The organism is Pseudomonas fragi, assembly GCF_025426255.1.
Classification (GTDB): domain Bacteria; phylum Pseudomonadota; class Gammaproteobacteria; order Pseudomonadales; family Pseudomonadaceae; genus Aquipseudomonas; species Aquipseudomonas kulmbachensis.
This window is the reverse complement of record NZ_CP104861.1, coordinates 3820414-3835457: the sequence shown is the minus strand read 5'-3', so window position 1 is coordinate 3835457 and position 15044 is coordinate 3820414. Positions and strand designations below refer to the sequence as shown.

16 protein-coding genes are annotated in these 15044 nt (G+C 54.9%); 10 read left to right on the top strand and 6 right to left on the bottom strand.

What is annotated here, in order from left to right; genetic code table 11:
* The first annotated feature begins 16 nt into the window (after positions 1 to 16).
* Both N7D90_RS17800 and N7D90_RS17795 read left to right on the top strand, forming a co-directional pair.
* Positions 17 to 649 (top strand): glutathione S-transferase family protein, encoded by a 633-nt coding sequence (locus tag N7D90_RS17800; RefSeq protein WP_261739231.1) that lies wholly within the window; start codon positions 17 to 19, stop codon positions 647 to 649.
* A complete protein-coding gene (locus N7D90_RS17795; protein ID WP_261739230.1) occupies positions 646 to 1590 on the top strand; it encodes a Nudix family hydrolase in 945 nt (314 codons plus the stop codon). The genes N7D90_RS17800 and N7D90_RS17795 overlap by 4 nt, the downstream gene beginning before the upstream one ends.
* Positions 1591 to 1784: 194 nt before the next feature.
* On the opposite strand, the gene N7D90_RS17790 is transcribed toward N7D90_RS17795, so the two are convergent.
* The 3 genes from N7D90_RS17790 to N7D90_RS17780 are packed head-to-tail and all read right to left on the bottom strand — an operon-like array spanning position 1785 to position 5332.
* Entirely contained in the window at positions 1785 to 2366 is a 582-nt protein-coding gene (locus tag N7D90_RS17790) for a cob(I)yrinic acid a,c-diamide adenosyltransferase (protein ID WP_261739229.1), read from the bottom strand.
* A gap of 1 nt (position 2367) precedes the next feature.
* The gene (locus tag N7D90_RS17785) at positions 2368 to 4404 is read right to left on the bottom strand and encodes an ATP-binding protein (RefSeq protein WP_261739228.1); all 2037 of its coding nucleotides are present in this window, start codon (positions 4402 to 4404) and stop codon (positions 2368 to 2370) included.
* 46 nt (positions 4405 to 4450) lie between these two features.
* Positions 4451 to 5332 carry a putative 2-dehydropantoate 2-reductase gene (locus N7D90_RS17780; protein WP_315968123.1) on the bottom strand — a complete coding sequence of 294 codons (882 nt, stop codon included), beginning with the start codon at positions 5330 to 5332 and terminating at the stop codon, positions 4451 to 4453.
* 200 nt (positions 5333 to 5532) lie between these two features.
* Here N7D90_RS17780 and N7D90_RS17775 point away from each other — a divergent pair, with 200 nt between their 5' ends.
* Both N7D90_RS17775 and N7D90_RS17770 read left to right on the top strand, forming a co-directional pair.
* Positions 5533 to 6018, top strand: a complete 486-nt coding sequence (locus tag N7D90_RS17775) for a YajQ family cyclic di-GMP-binding protein (protein WP_019823277.1) — start codon at positions 5533 to 5535, stop codon at positions 6016 to 6018.
* 138 nt (positions 6019 to 6156) lie between these two features.
* Entirely contained in the window at positions 6157 to 6999 is an 843-nt protein-coding gene (locus tag N7D90_RS17770) for a mechanosensitive ion channel family protein (RefSeq protein WP_261739226.1), read from the top strand.
* Between the two features lie 265 nt (positions 7000 to 7264).
* Here the strand turns inward: N7D90_RS17770 and N7D90_RS17765 are convergent, their stop codons facing one another.
* Positions 7265 to 8548 carry an OprD family porin gene (locus N7D90_RS17765; protein ID WP_261739225.1) on the bottom strand — a complete coding sequence of 428 codons (1284 nt, stop codon included), beginning with the start codon at positions 8546 to 8548 and terminating at the stop codon, positions 7265 to 7267.
* A 372-nt stretch (positions 8549 to 8920) separates the two neighbouring features.
* The gene (locus N7D90_RS17760; protein WP_261739224.1) at positions 8921 to 9283 is read right to left on the bottom strand and encodes a hypothetical protein; all 363 of its coding nucleotides are present in this window, start codon (positions 9281 to 9283) and stop codon (positions 8921 to 8923) included.
* Between the two features lie 48 nt (positions 9284 to 9331).
* Here N7D90_RS17760 and N7D90_RS17755 point away from each other — a divergent pair, with 48 nt between their 5' ends.
* Both N7D90_RS17755 and N7D90_RS17750 read left to right on the top strand, forming a co-directional pair.
* The gene (locus N7D90_RS17755) at positions 9332 to 9757 is read left to right on the top strand and encodes an HIT family protein (protein ID WP_261739223.1); all 426 of its coding nucleotides are present in this window, start codon (positions 9332 to 9334) and stop codon (positions 9755 to 9757) included.
* Between the two features lie 2 nt (positions 9758 to 9759).
* Entirely contained in the window at positions 9760 to 9966 is a 207-nt protein-coding gene (locus tag N7D90_RS17750) for a SlyX family protein (protein WP_029611570.1), read from the top strand.
* Between the two features lie 67 nt (positions 9967 to 10033).
* On the opposite strand, the gene N7D90_RS24655 is transcribed toward N7D90_RS17750, so the two are convergent.
* Positions 10034 to 10636, bottom strand: coding sequence for a cold-shock protein (locus N7D90_RS24655; RefSeq protein ID WP_315968122.1), 603 nt, complete (start codon positions 10634 to 10636; stop codon positions 10034 to 10036).
* Between the two features lie 854 nt (positions 10637 to 11490).
* Between N7D90_RS24655 and N7D90_RS17740 the strand changes: the two genes are divergently transcribed.
* The 4 genes from N7D90_RS17740 (at position 11491) to N7D90_RS17725 (ending at position 15009) form a co-directional block, all read left to right on the top strand.
* Positions 11491 to 11853: a ribbon-helix-helix domain-containing protein gene (locus N7D90_RS17740; RefSeq protein WP_261739222.1), complete on the top strand. Its 363-nt coding sequence runs from the start codon at positions 11491 to 11493 to the stop codon at positions 11851 to 11853.
* A gap of 181 nt (positions 11854 to 12034) precedes the next feature.
* Positions 12035 to 12256 carry an FmdB family zinc ribbon protein gene (locus N7D90_RS17735; protein ID WP_019823263.1) on the top strand — a complete coding sequence of 74 codons (222 nt, stop codon included), beginning with the start codon at positions 12035 to 12037 and terminating at the stop codon, positions 12254 to 12256.
* A gap of 109 nt (positions 12257 to 12365) precedes the next feature.
* A complete protein-coding gene (gene aspS, locus N7D90_RS17730) occupies positions 12366 to 14141 on the top strand; it encodes an aspartate--tRNA ligase (protein WP_261739221.1) in 1776 nt (591 codons plus the stop codon).
* A gap of 121 nt (positions 14142 to 14262) precedes the next feature.
* Positions 14263 to 15009 (top strand): YebC/PmpR family DNA-binding transcriptional regulator, encoded by a 747-nt coding sequence (locus N7D90_RS17725; RefSeq protein ID WP_261739220.1) that lies wholly within the window; start codon positions 14263 to 14265, stop codon positions 15007 to 15009.
* Positions 15010 to 15044 lie beyond the last annotated feature (35 nt).

Below are 15044 nucleotides of genomic sequence, written 5' to 3'. Positions count from 1 at the left end.
CTCAAGGTGCCTATCTATGAGCTTTCACCTGATCATTGGCGACAAGTTGCACTCTTCGTGGTCCCTGCGCGGCGCGCTGGCGCTGGATCTGGCGGGTGTTGCGTATACCGAGCAACTGATCAGGCTGGGCCAGCCTGATACCCGGGCACTTATTTTGCAGTATTCGGCAACGGGAAAAGTACCGTTACTCCAGACCGAGCACGGGACTATCGCTGACTCGTTGGCAATTGCGGAGTACCTGAACGAGCGCTTCCCGGCGGCACAGTTGTGGCCAGCAGATGTTGCTGCTCGGGCTCAGGCTCGATCGGCGTGTGCGCAAATGCACAGCGGATTTTTTGGTCTGCGGGGCAATTTGCCGTTTGATTTGAGCCGTGATCAGGCGTTGGTGCCGATGCCTGCTGAGGCACAGAGCGATATCGAAAGAATCAGTGCGCTGTGGGCCGAGTGCCGCGCAGTGGCAACCGAGAGCGGTCCTTATCTGTTCGGACGACTGAGTGTGGCAGATGCGTTTTTCGCACCGGTAGCTGTTCGTCTTCGTACATATCACGTTGCTCTTTCGACCGAAGATGAAGCCTATATCGACGCCATTTACCAATGGCCCGCGTTTAAAGCCTGGCAACAGGCCGGATTAGAGGAAGTAAAAGGGTGAAACGAGTTCATGTGGCTGCGGCCGTCATTCGAGGCGCAGACGGCAAAATTCTGATCGCCCGTCGTGCTGATTCTCAGCATCAAGGCGGTTTTTGGGAGTTTCCCGGTGGCAAGGTTGAAGCCGGGGAGTCGGTCGAAGCTGCGTTGGGGCGCGAGCTGAAAGAAGAGTTGGGTATTGTGGTTGAGTCTGCCCGGCCTTTGATCAAGGTTCAGCATGACTACCCGGATAAGCACGTTCTACTGGATGTGTGGGAAGTCTCGGCTTTTGCTGGTGATCCCCATGGTGCAGAAGGTCAGCCATTGGCTTGGGTCAGCCAGCGCGAACTGGCGGATTACCAGTTCCCGGAGGCTAATCAGCCGATTGTGGCGGCTGCCCGCTTGCCCGATCAATACCTGATCACCCCCGATGGTCTGGAAATGCCAGAGCTGTTGCGCGGTATCCAAAAGGCTATTGCGGGCGGTATCAAGCTGGTTTCGTTGCGTGCCCCCAATGGTTATGACCCCAAGTACCGTGATTTGGCGGTGGATGCCACCGGTCTGTGTGCAGGCAAGGCGCAACTGATGCTCAAGGGGCCGCTGGAGTGGTTGGGGGATTTCCCTTCGGCGGGTTGGCATCTGACCGCCGCGCAATTGCGCAAGTACGCTGCCAAAGGCCGCCCTCTGCCGAAAGAGCGTTGGTTGGCCGCGTCCTGCCATAACGCCGAAGAGTTGGCATTGGCCGAGCAGATGGGCGTGGACTTCGTGACCTTGTCGCCGGTTCTGCCGACGCAGACACACCCGGATACGCCGCCATTGGGTTGGGAACAGGCGCAGCAATTGATCGCCAACTTCAGCAAGCCGGTGTTTCTGTTGGGCGGGGTGGGCCCGGATGATCGTCAGCAAGCCTGGAGCATTGGCGCGCAAGGCGTTGCCGGGATTCGGGCGTTCTGGCCGCAGGTTTGATGTGATTTGTAGCCTGTTGCAGGTCTCGCGGGAGCGTAGCCGCTGATGTAGCCGCTGACGAGTAGAACGAGGCTGCGTCCGGCTGCGCAGCAGTCGTAAAACTGTTTCAGATCTACCGCGTCTATCGGCTTTACGACTACTGCGTCGTCGGACGCAGCCTCGTTCTACTCGTCATCGGCTACAAATGAACGACATCAAGCCTTCGGCTTTGCCGCCGCCTGCCACAGGATTTCGGCAATTCCCTGGCGCTTGGCAATCAAGCGCGCCGCGACAAACAGCAGGTCAGACAAGCGATTGATGTAAGCCAGCCCCACACCTGTCAGCGGCTCCATGGCATTTAGCTGCTGGCAGCGGCGTTCGGCGCTTCGTGCCAGGCAGCGGCAAACGTGGGCTTGAGCAATCAGGCTCGAGCCGCCGGGCAGAATGAAATTCTCAAGCGGGCCCAGTTCTTCGTTCCAGCGATCAATTGCGCTTTCAAGTCGCTCGACTTCAGTGTTATCGAGCGCTTGATACACCGGCATTGCCAACTCGCCTCCCAGGTCAAATAGCCGGTGCTGGCAGGGCTCAAGTACTTCAATCAGCTCGGTGAGGCCGGGATTCGCGGCGCTATGTTCAGTGAGTGCGGCCAGGAGCAAGCCGATCTGGCTGTTTAGCGTATCGACCTCACCGATGGCTTCTATCCGTGGGTGGTCCTTGGGTACGCGGCGGCCGTCGCCAAGCCCTGTTTCGCCCTTGTCGCCGGTGCGTGTGTAAATTTTCGATAAGCGAAAGCCCATATTACAGTTCCACCATGGTTGATTCGGGGGAGGCCATCAGGTTACCAGCCAAGGGTAAGCGCAGGGTGAAGCAGGTACCCTGGCCCAAGGTTGAATTCACTTCCATTTGGCCCTTGTGGTTATTGGTAATGATGAAGTACGACACGGATAAGCCTAGGCCAGTGCCCTGGCCAACTTCCTTGGTAGTGAAAAAGGGTTCGAAAATCCGTTTGCGCACAGGCTCGGGCATTCCGACTCCGTTGTCTTCGACCTGGATTTCGGCCCACGGCGGGTTCAGTTTGGTGCGCAGGGTGATGCGCCCTGGCTCGCTTTTGTCGGTGCGTTGATGAATTGCCTGGGCTGCGTTCTTCAACAGGTTGAGCAGCACTTGCTCCAACTCGTTGGGGATGCCGGGCACCGGGCCAAGCTGTGGATCGAACTGCCGGACGATCGCTTGCCCCATAAAGTCAAAACCGATGGCCAAATCGAAATCATTGCTGGCAATGTCCAGCGCCTGGTCAATAAGTGCCGATAAATCACAGGGGCTCATTTGGCGATTGCTGCGTCGGCTGAAGCTGAGCATGTGGGTGACGATTTTCGCCGCCCGTGCGCCAGCTTGCTGAATGCCGTCCAGCAGCTTGGGAACTTCACGTGCCTGCAGATATTCATTGACGATATTCAGGTCAATGCCGGTCTGTTCGGCTTGTTCGACGTTCTTTGGCAGATCGCTCGATAAGCGTCGGCGAATGTTCTGTACGTTATGCAGAATGGCGCCTAGTGGGTTGTTGATTTCGTGAGCCATGCCTGCAGCCAGTCCGCCAACAGACAGCATCTTTTCTGATTGCACCATCATGTCTTCCAGCGACAGGCGCTGGGTAATGTCATCGATGCGGATCACTACGCCGCGCCCACCACCACCCATCAGCGGGTAGAAGGTCAGGGCATAGTGGCGAGCGTCTTCGCCCTGGCCCCAGGTGACGCGTTCAATTTTTACGACGCTGTGCTGTTCTATGGTGTCTTTGAGTTGTGGCAGGAACGGCTTCAGAGGCTCAAAGGCCAGGTAAATGGGCTTGTTCATGGCTTCATCCAGCTGAGTGCCGGAGAGGGCGCTGGCTTCCTGATTCCATTGCGTGACATAGAGTTGCTCGTCCAGAGCGATCAGGGCTGAAGGCATGGAGTCGATGATGCAGTTGAGGTAGTTCTGAAAGCCGGTGAGTTTTTTCTCTATTTTGCTGCGCACCTGTACCTCAAGCTCAAGCTTGCGGTTGGTGTTGCGGGTTTCCTCGGCCAGCGCCTGAGCTTGATCGTAAGCCTCCCGGGCTTCATCCCTGGCGCGTTTGAGCTCCTGATCACGCACTTCAATTCGCGACAACATGGTGTTGAATGCTTTGGCCAGGCTACCGATTTCGTCGTCGTTTCCCGGCGCTGCGCGTAGTGAGTAATTCTCTTCGCGCGTGACCTGGCGGGACAGCTCTTCCAGGCGGTGAATGGGTTGGGTGATCAGGCGTTTGATCTGTCGTGCCACTACGAACCACAGCAAAATGCTGAACACCAGAATGCCCAGGCTGGCGGTCAGGGTGCCAGTGTAGAAGGCCATGGGCAGTTCGCTGCTGGCGATCAACAGCAAATGCCCGGGCGGCTGGTCGCCGTGGTGCAGGCGTGTGACCTGATGGCTGCGCAGTTCGGTCAGGCTCCAGGCTTCAATTTGGCGATAGTGTTCCGGGAGTGGAAGGTGCTCGCCATGCTGCAATTGCACCAGCAGATTGCCAGCGCTGTCGTAAATTGCTGCGGCGCGCAGGGGGGCATAGCTGCCGATTTCATTGAGCAGGGCCTTGGCATTTTCTGGCGAGTCCAGAGCCTGAACGATCAGGTCGGGGTTGGCGCTTAACTGCCCCAGTGTCTGCAAGGCTTGTGGTGCGGTGCTCTCGTGGGAGATCCAGTACGCCACGCTGATAAACGTCAAATTGGCCACCAGCAACACAGTTGCCAGTAACGCGAGGAGGGCGGCCAGCAACTTCTGGCCTACCGGGAGGTTTTCAAGGCGCTGGCGCAAGGGCATGGGATGGCCGCTAAAAGAAGAACAAGCTGGCAGGGTAGCGCGGGGCTCAGTCGCAGGGCAATCCGCGCCGCTGCAGGTGTTCGCTCAAGCGCTGGTGCAGCTGTTGTAAATGCGGTACGGCAAACTGTCGATCGCGCGCGGCTTCGCAGGCATAGCCCAGCAGGTAGCTGATTTCGGTGCGGCGACCCTTGGTGACATCCTGATGCATCGAGGAGTAGTTGTTGGCGGTGGCCTGGATCACGTGATTTACCTCAGCGGCCAAATCAATCGCGGCTTCAGCTTGGTCGCAGTGCTCAAGCAAGGCGCCGAGTTCAGTACACAGGGTATTCACTTCAGCGCTGTGTGCTTGCAAGCCGCCATTGCGGCAATCGTGCAGGACCGTCAGCGGGTTGATCGCGCAGTTAAGGGCCAGCTTGCGCCACAAGCGGCTCAGAATATTGGGGCTCCACTCGTAGCTGATGCCGCTGTGCTGAAGTTCTTCAAGCCATTGCGGAGCAGGGCCCTGGTTGGAATCGCCCAGCCAGGTATGACCCATGCCGGCAAAGACCACCCGCCAGTCACCGTCGCGAAAGGCGCCTTCGGTACTGGAGGCGAAGATACAGCGTGCGTGCGGTACCAGGGTGGCGATGGCTTGCTGGCTGCCGAGGCCGTTCTGCAGCAGGATCAGCTCGGCATTCGGGCTAAGCCGCGCGGCGACTTGTGCAATGGCCTGCGGTGCGTCATAGGCCTTGCACGTGACCAGTAAGCGCTGGATCGGCTCATCAGTCTCGGGGATTTGTGCGCTGATGGCCCATTTTACTGAGTGTTCGCCTTCAATTAGCGTCAGACCTTGCGCCGCTTCATAGGCTTGCAGGCGTGCGGGGTTGCGCACGATCAGCTTGACCGGCAGGCCCGCACGCGCCAGTCGAGTGGCCCACAGTGTGCCCATGCTTCCAGCACCGAGAATGTGCCAGGTGGCAGATGCCCTGACGGGTACGTTGGGTCGTGGTTGAGACAGGGCCGAATTTGGCATGTGAGCTCGCAAGTGAATGAAGTCGAAGAACCGCTATAATGCCCGCGCATTTTAACTGTCAGGTCAGGCGTGCTCCATCTGTGTTGAGCGCGCCCTTTATTATTGGAGAAAATTACATGCCGTCGTTCGACGTGGTATCCGAACTGGACAAGCACGAAGTCACCAACGCCGTCGAAAACGCCGTCAAGGAACTGGACCGCCGTTATGACCTCAAGGGCAAGGGCACTTTCGAGTTCAAGGAGAAGGACCTGACGGTTAACTTGACGGCTGAGGCTGACTTTCAGCTCGAAGCAATGATCGAGATCCTTAAGCTGGCCCTGGTCAAGCGCAAGATCGACGTTCAGTGCCTTGAGGTCAAGGATGCTTATGCTTCAGGCAAGTTGATGAAGCAGGAAGCCGTGCTCAAGGAAGGTATTGATAAAGAGCTGGCGAAGAAGATCGTTGCTCACGTCAAGGACGCCAAGCTCAAGGTTCAGGCTGCCATTCAGGGCGAGCAAGTGCGCATCACCGGCAAGAAGCGTGATGACCTGCAAGACGCGATTGCTGCGTTGCGTGCCAAAACCTTCGACATGCCTTTGCAGTTTAATAACTTCCGCGACTGATGGCGGGGCTGGAGGAACCTCTGGCGATCATTGACGTCCGACTTTCCTGAGCGCTGCAGAAACGATAGAGCAGCCGAGGCTGCTCTATCGTTTTGTTGAATAAATAACGTTGCCGGGTATGGGCGCGAGGAGATGTAAATGGATTTGAACGCTGAAGTTGATCAATTGGTCAAGGCCTCACAGGCCTGGATCCCGATGATCATGGAATACGGCAGCCGTGTGTTGCTGGCACTGGTTACGCTAGCGGTGGGCTGGTGGTTGATCAACCGCCTGACGACCAAGATCGGGCAATTGCTGGCGTTGAGAAAGGCTGATTTGGCTCTGCAAGGTTTTATCAGCAGCCTGGCCAATATCATTCTCAAGATCTTGCTGGTTGTCAGTGTCGCATCAATGATCGGGATCCAGACCACGTCATTCGTTGCGGCGATTGGTGCGGCAGGTCTGGCCATTGGTCTGGCGTTGCAGGGCAGCTTGGCCAACTTTGCTGGCGGGGTACTGATTCTGTTGTTCCGTCCGTTCAAGATCGGTGACTGGATCGAAGCGCAAAGCGTAAGCGGAACCGTCGATAGCATTCAGATTTTTCACACCGTGCTGCGCACTGGCGACAATAAAACCGTCATCGTGCCAAATGGCAATCTGTCTAACGGCATCATCACCAACTACAACCGTCAGCCGACGCGCAAGGTAGTGTTTGATGTTGGTGTGGATTACGAAGCTGATCTGCAGAAGGTGCGTGAAGTATTGCTGAGGCTGGCTGATGATTCTCGGGTACTGAAAGAGCCGGCTCCAGTGGTTGTGGTCACGACCTTGGGCGAAAGCGCGATTACCATGTCGCTGCGTGTTTGGGTTAACACCCCGGATTACTGGGATGTTCTGTTTATGTTCAACGAGCATTCGCGTGATCGTTTGAAGGCAGAAGGTGTTGATATTCCGTTTCCGCACCGTGTAATTCGTGTGGTCCAGGAAGTGGCAGCGCAATAAGGTCGTGCCTGTACCCGTTAAAAAGGGTGGGTGTGAACAAACATTAAAGGGGCGAATGCCCCTTTAATTGTTTTTGTACCTTGAGGTGGACAGCTGCAGGTGCAAAGTTGGACCAACGTCGTTAAGTGATAACTACTTGCGTTTAATGTTGTTAGTTAGCTTGCTATATATCGGCTTTTATATCCGCAAATAAAAAGCCACGCCCTTAGACAGGAGCGTGGCTTTCGCTAAACAAGTGCTTGTAATGACTGCCCGAAGGCCATGATTACAAGATGTTCAGTGGGTACTCAGCAATCAGGCGAAGATCGTTTACATCGTTGCCGTTGTTGCTGGTGGTGCGGTAGATAGCGCTACGCAGACGGAAAGACAGGTCTTTGGCCGGGCCTTCCTGCAGTACGTACTTGGTTTCGAAGTCGAACTCGTGTTCTTTGCCTTCGCCATCAGTCGTGGAGATGTTATCGCCTTTAACGTAGCGAGCCATGAAGCTCAGGCCAGGAACGCCGTAGCTGGCCATGTTCAGGTCGTAGCGACCCTGCCAGGAACGTTCGTCACGTTGGTTAAAGTCGGAGTACTGTACGGAGTTGGCAAGGAAAATGGTGCCGCCGCCGTCTACGCCGTAGTAATAAGCGCTGTCACCGGTGGAGCGCTGGTGAGCGATGGTGAACTTGTGAGCGCCGAGGCTATAGGCTGCTGCCAAGCTCCAGATTTTGTTGTCAACGTCGCCAGCTCGTTCCTGACCTTGGCTAGCAGTTCTGTAGCCGTTGAAGTCGAAGTTCAGGGCTTGAGTATCTGCGATAGGCAGGGTGTAGTTCAGGTTGATGTACTGCTTCTTGAAGTAGTCATCAACATCGGAAGCAGCTACGCCGCCGACAAAATTGTCAGTGAACTGATAGGTCGCGCCAGCAATGTTGGCAGCTGTCAGGCCTTTCTGGCCAGGACCGTTGATGCTGTCACGCGCCATACCGGTCTGCGAACTCAATGCGGTGAAGCGACCTGCGGTCAGTTCCAGGCCTTTGATTTCCTTGCTGGTGAGCAAGGTGCCGGTGGCAACCTCTGGCAGCAGACGGCTATCGTCGGTGGAGAAAACCGGGCTGGCTACGAATTGGTTACCGTATTTCAGCACTGTGTCGGAGAGGCGGAATTTAACAGCGCCGCCGATTTTCGATTGGGTATCTTCCGGAGAACCGTCGCTTTTGGTTGCGAACAGACCGTTGCCTTGACGACCGGCGCCGCCGTCCAGACGTGCTGTACCCATGGCGAAAGCATCAACGCCGACACCGATGGTGCCTTGAGTGAAGCCCGATTGGTAGTTCAGCAGTTCGCTCAGGCCCCAGTCTTCGCGATAGCCACTTTTAAAGCCGCCACCTGGCTTGGCAATGTTGCCAGCGCCGTTACGGAAGTCACGGTTCATGTACAGCATGCGAGTTTTGGAAGTCAGCGAGCTGTCTTCAACGAAACCTTTAGCATCGTCCTGGGACGAGGCCATTGCGAACTGGGTAGTACCGGCTGAAACAGCCAGGGCGATTATGCTCCACTTCATCACGCGCATCGTGATTTGCTCCTTTGGTTTTTAGGAAGAGTACTGCCGTCCCACCTGAATTTATTATCTGGGCGGCTCTTTCTTTTTGTGTCGGCGCAAACTTATATCACGCCGGCAATGTTGGCGATACTTGCTCTCAAAAGCTTTCAGCATCGTTACAGCTATGTCGCAAATTGCACTCTACATGTCGCAAGCGCGTAGCGTTGAGCCGTTTTTCAGCATGTTTGTACTGCTGTTTTCAGCGTTGGCACATGTGTAAATACATGAGGCCTACAATAAAAACTCCTAATTCCTACGGTGCAACTTTTGTTATTTATCGTCAGGCTGCTGCGCTCCGGCTGAAGCCTGGTGACTATGCCAAGCTCCATGCAACAAGCATGCTCAAATTGGCCTGAGGGGTAAAAAATAAATATTTTTCTCTCGGATCAGGCTGTGAGGCCTGATGCTGCTTGGGTCAAACGGCGATAAGACAGTCATTGAGGTATTGTTTTTCGTTGCAAGGAGAGCGCCTTGCTCAACCGCTAAGCTCAAAGCGTTACCGGTTACCACCTGTTGGGGTGGTAGGTGACGTTTTAGCGCACTAAAAGCATTCGCATTGTGCAGTTTTGGTGCACAAATGTTTGAGCGCTGTTGAATGAGCGTGCATTGCGGCATTTCAGGGGCGTGCAGGTGCTTGTTGGCGTGATGCGCGGAGTAATCAAGGGTATCCTTAACCTTTGTCGCTTGGTTGTCGGTGAGTCTCATCGCACGGCCAATCCAGCTGAAATAAACGGTTAAACAGGAGAGCTCCCAGTGTTCGCTTTGGATACACGCCTTCAAGAGGATACTTGGCTGATAGGGGATTTCCCCTTGTGCCGCTTGCTGCTTTCCAATGATTCGAATTACCCCTGGTTCATTTTGGTGCCGCGTCGCGAGGGTATAACCGAATTGTTTCAATTGGGTGACGATGACCAGCGAGTGATGTGGGCTGAGACCACCGCTTTGGCGCGAGTGCTTAAAGAGGTGTTCGGGGCGGACAAAATGAATGTCGCGACGCTGGGGAATGTTGTCAGCCAGTTGCACATGCATGTGATTGTTCGTTATCAGGCTGATGTGGCCTGGCCTGGGCCGGTGTGGGGCAAGCATCCTGCCAAGCCTTATACGCAGGCTGATGTGGGCGCGGTCCGAGATCGGCTGGCGTCGGCTTTTGACGTTGGGTTCACTTTTTCGGAGGGTTGATTGTGACGCTTGAAGCGCGAGTAATGGACCTTGAGAGCCGCTTGGCTTTTCAGGATGACACTATCCAGGCATTGAACGATGTGCTGGTAGCGCAGCAAAACGCGGTAGATCGCTTGCAAATGCAGATGGCTGCCTTGCTCAAGCGCCAGGAAGAAATGGGCGGGCAGTTTGAGTCGTTTGAAGAGGAAGCTCCGCCTCCGCACTATTAAGCCTTTTGTACAGGCAAAAAAAACCGCGATCCAGCAGGGCTGGTCGCGGTTTTTTTTCAGGTTTGAATCAGCGGCGCGGCAGTGCTGCGATCACATCTTCAGCTTGCAGGCCTTTGTCGCGGTTCATGACCGAGAACTCGACGCGTTGCCCTTCCACCAGTACGCGGTGGCCTTCGCCACGAATGGCGCGAAAGTGAACAAAAATATCATCGCCGGAATCTCGGGAAATAAAGCCGAAACCCTTTGAGGTGTTGAACCATTTTACAGTCCCTGTATCGCGGTTGGTCATGTCATAGCTTTGCGAGGACGAGGACGGTGATGATTTGTAGAAGCTGACAGCCAGGTGAAGCGCTACGGCAATTACTGCAGGAGTAAGGCCGAGCAGTACTGCAGGCTGGTCGCCAATCGGCAGCAGGAGGCCGAACAAGGTCAGTGTTTGCAGGACAACGGAAAGCACCAACAGGGCGCTGACCAGATTTTGCAGTTGGTGACGCGGGCCTTTATTCCAAAAAGGAATTACTGGAGCCAGAGTCAGGTTCAGCAGGCCAAAAAAAGCCAAGTAAAGAGCATCAGGATGTTGGAGGTAAGGTATAGCTTCGGATTGCAGGCTGGGAATAAAGGACAGCAGCAAAGCCGCTGCACCCGTTAGCAGGTGGACGATTTTCAACATTTCAATTGACTCACATTAAGATGGATCGCAAGGAAGAACTGGCTGAGCACGGTTCGCTTCAGAAAAAAATGGAGGCGCTGGACACGTGTGATCATCAGCCTGTGCACCCTCGCCAGAGGCTAAAAGAGGGCGACACGCTGCCTATTTAACAGCAAAGCTGGGGCCTACTCAAATTAAGCGTATTGAAACATCTGTGAGTGACACGGCTCGCTGAGGTCTAGGTCATATCTGTTTGTTGCGAAAGCCTTGTCCTAGACACATGTAGTCTACTTTCTATTCGGAGCGGGTGCAGTGTCGCTCGTAGGCTTGATAAGCCAGCAGTTATCGGCGTCGTTGTGCCGAGGGGCGCAGAATGTGAATTTATGTGTTTTTTTTTCGGCTTGAAGATATGCGCGGTATGAGTATGGCTACATGCATGCCGTCTGAGGTGTGTACTTTTAGCGATTATTAAAAGGAGAAAGTATTTCGTTATGCTGATGGTGGATAACTTGCTTGGGGGTGAAATTAACGGGGTAAAGCGTGTGCGGTATTTAATTGTGTTTAATTGTTATTGTTCATGTTTTTTTTGATAGTTGCGTCGTAAGGCTGTCGTGTGAAGTGTTGGGTGTTTTATAGCTTTATGTGCGATACGTTTTCTGATTTTTTGGTGGCTCTCGCTCACTCTCGTCTACCTATTTTCCCTAGCGCTGGCACAGCTCTCGGTTGCGCCTGTTTTCACCTCTCGCAGCGAGAGCGCTCCTACAGGCATGAGGGTCTGGTCCGCTGGATAAGAATTCTTACATATTGTTTTATGGGGTGGTGTTCTACAAACAATATTAATTAATTCCAGTAATGTGCGATGGAGTGCTTTAGCTATGGATCGATTGATTCGACACGAAAACTCAGGGAGCAGGCTGCTGCATAAAGTTAAAGTTGATCCTGTAATTCTTGATTTTGGCATGACCTTGGCCCGGCCACTTTCCCGGTCGGTCAGGTTAAATGGTTTTGCCACCTGTTTACGGCTTGAAGAGGTGTACTGGGAAGTGCTGTCTGATATTTCGCGTATAAATAGCTGTTCAATAAACACGTTGCTGTTTTACATCGATCGAGAAGTGCACTTGCGTCATGGGGGGGTAAAAAACTTCAGCGGGCTCATTCGGGTTGTCTGCGTGATGCATCTGTTGAAAATGGGCAGTGATTCTCGGGAGGTAGCATCCAGGCAGGTGGTTACCGGGTGAAGCCACGCGTTCAGCTGGGGGAGGGTGCTCGACGGCTTGTAATCGTTCAATATTTATGATGCATTTAGGGGTTTCTGGCTGTTCATGCGGCTGCAATGGCTCGATTTACCAGATATAATCTCGCGCTTTGCTGCGTGGCCCTCTTTAAGGGTCGCCGCTAACGGATTGTCGAGACACGCCAATGCCCATGTACGATTATCAATGTGCTTCCTGTGGTCATCAGCTGGAAGCCATTCAAAAGATCAGTGCCTCACCGCTGGTTGATTGTCCAGCCTGTCAGGCCCCTGAGCTGAAGAAAATGCTGTCCATGCCAGGCTTTCGCCTTAGTGGCACAGGCTGGTATGAAACAGACTTCAAGACAGGCTCGAAAAAGAATCTGGCCGGCGGCGATAAATCCGACTGAGGTCGAGCGAAAGCAGTCAGAACACAAGCGGGCTCTTGCATGGTTACCAGCACCGACGGTGCGCAAGACCTCCACCGAATTTCGAATTACGAGAAGTGAAACCACTACCATGATGCGCAGCCATTATTGCGGCCAACTGAACGAAAGCCTGGAAGGCCAGGAAATTACCCTTTGCGGATGGGTCCACCGTCGCCGTGACCACGGTGGGGTGATTTTCCTCGATATCCGTGATCGTGATGGTCTGGCCCAGGTGGTGTTTGACCCGGATCGCGCCGAGACTTTCGCTGCTGCCGACCGTGTGCGCAGTGAGTATGTAGTCAAGGTCACCGGTAAGGTGCGCCTGCGTCCGGCCGGTGCTGGCAACGCCAACATGGCGTCGGGCATGATCGAAGTGCTGGGTTACGAGCTTGAAGTGCTGAACGAAGCGGAAACCCCGCCGTTCCCGCTCAACGAGTTCTCCGACGTTGGTGAAGAAACCCGTCTGCGCTATCGCTTTATCGACCTGCGTCGTCCAGAAATGCTCGAGAAGCTGCGTCTGCGTTCGCGCATGACCACCAGCATTCGTCGTTTCCTGGACGAAAACGGTTTCCTGGACGTTGAAACACCAATCCTGACCCGTGCCACGCCAGAAGGCGCGCGGGACTATCTGGTGCCAAGCCGTACCCATGCCGGTTCTTTCTTTGCCTTGCCGCAATCGCCACAGCTGTTCAAGCAGTTGTTGATGGTTGCCGGTTTTGACCGTTACTACCAGATCGCCAAGTGCTTCCGTGACGAAGACCTGCGTGCCGACCGTCAGCCTGAGTTCACTCAGATCGACATCGAAACCAGCTTCATGAACGAAGCCGAGATCATGGGCCTGACTGAAGAGATGATCCGCAACCTGTTCAAGGAAGTGCTGGGTCTGGAATTCGGTGAGTTCCCGCACATGACCTGGGAAGAGGCCATGCGCCGTTTCGGTTCCGACAAGCCTGACCTGCGTAACCCGCTGGAACTGGTTGATGTTGCCGATCAGCTCAAGGATGTGGAATTCAAGGTGTTCAGCGGTCCGGCCAACGATCCTAAGTGCCGTATCGCTGCCCTGCGCGTTCCCGGCGGCGCGAGCATGCCGCGCAAGCAGATCGACGATTACACCAAGTTTGTCGGCATCTACGGTGCCCGCGGCCTGGCGTACATCAAGGTCAACGAACGCGCCAAAGGTGTTGAGGGTCTGCAATCGCCGATCGTCAAGAACATCCCTGAAGCCAACCTCAATGTGATCCTGGATCGCGTTGGTGCGGTTGATGGCGACATCGTGTTCTTTGGTGCCGACAAGGCCAAGATCGTTAGCGAAGCCTTGGGCGCTCTGCGTATCAAGGTTGGTAACGATCTGAACCTGCTGACGTGCGAGTGGGCACCGATGTGGGTTGTTGACTTCCCTATGTTCGAAGAGAACGCAGACGGCAGCTTCAGCGCCTTGCATCACCCGTTCACGGCACCCAAGTGTTCGCCGCAGGAGCTCGAGGCCAACCCGGCTACCGCGCTGTCCCGTGCCTACGACATGGTGCTCAACGGTACTGAGTTGGGTGGCGGTTCGATCCGTATCCACCGCAAGGAAATGCAACAAGCGGTCTTCCGCCTGTTGGGTATCAATGAAGCTGAACAGGAAGAGAAATTTGGCTTCCTGCTGGACGCACTGAAATACGGCGCACCACCCCACGGTGGTTTGGCGTTCGGTCTAGACCGTCTGGTGATGCTGATGACCGGTGCCCAGTCGATTCGTGAAGTGATTGCCTTCCCGAAAACCCAGAGTGCTGCCTGCGTCATGACTCAGGCCCCGGGTGTGGTTGATAACAAAGCGCTGAGCGAGTTGCACATTCGTTTGCGCGAACAGCCTAAGGCTGAGTAAAGCGGTCCCTCAAAGGCGCATCTCCGGATGCGCCTTTGTCATTTGGGGCAAGAATTTTTATTGTCGGGTCACGTCACAGGCGAGGCCGGGCAAGGTTTTATAAAGGGATTCGGAGTACGTTATGGCAGGTCATTCTAAGTGGGCGAACATCAAGCACCGCAAAGAGCGTCAGGATGCCAAAAAAGGCAAGATTTTCACCAAGTGGATACGTGAGCTGACCGTTGCTGCCCGTCAAGGCGGTGCTGAGCCGGGTTCTAACCCGCGTCTGCGTCTGGCGCTGGACAAGGCCCTTGGTGCGAACATGAGCCGTGACATCATCGATCGTGCGGTCGCCCGGGGTGCTGGCGCGGCTGATACCGACGATATGGTCGAGTTGAGCTACGAAGGTTACGGCCCTGGCGGTGTTGCTGTGATGGTTGAGTGCATGACCGATAATCGCAACCGCACCGCAGCGGCTGTACGTCATGCGTTCAGCAAGTGCGGCGGTAACCTGGGGACTGACGGTTCTGTGGCGTATCTGTTCGAGCGCAAGGGTCAGATATCCTATGCTGCCGGCGTTGATGAAGATGCCTTGATCGAAGCTGCAATGGAGGCTGACGCCGACGATGTGGTGACCAATGAAGACGGCTCCATTGACGTGTTTACTTCGTTCTCCAGCTTTTATGCGGTTCGCAATGCACTGGAGGCAGCAGGGTTTGCTCCGGCTGATGCCGAAATCGTCATGCTGCCAACCACCAGCGCCGAACTGGATCTGGAAGGTGCGGAAAAGGTGCTCAAGCTGATCGATATGCTTGAAGACCTGGATGACGTACAGAACGTATATTCCAACGCTGAAATCCCTGACGCCGTCCTGGAGCAGCTAGCCTGACATACAGGTTGCGTCAATCAAGAGGCCGGAGGTGC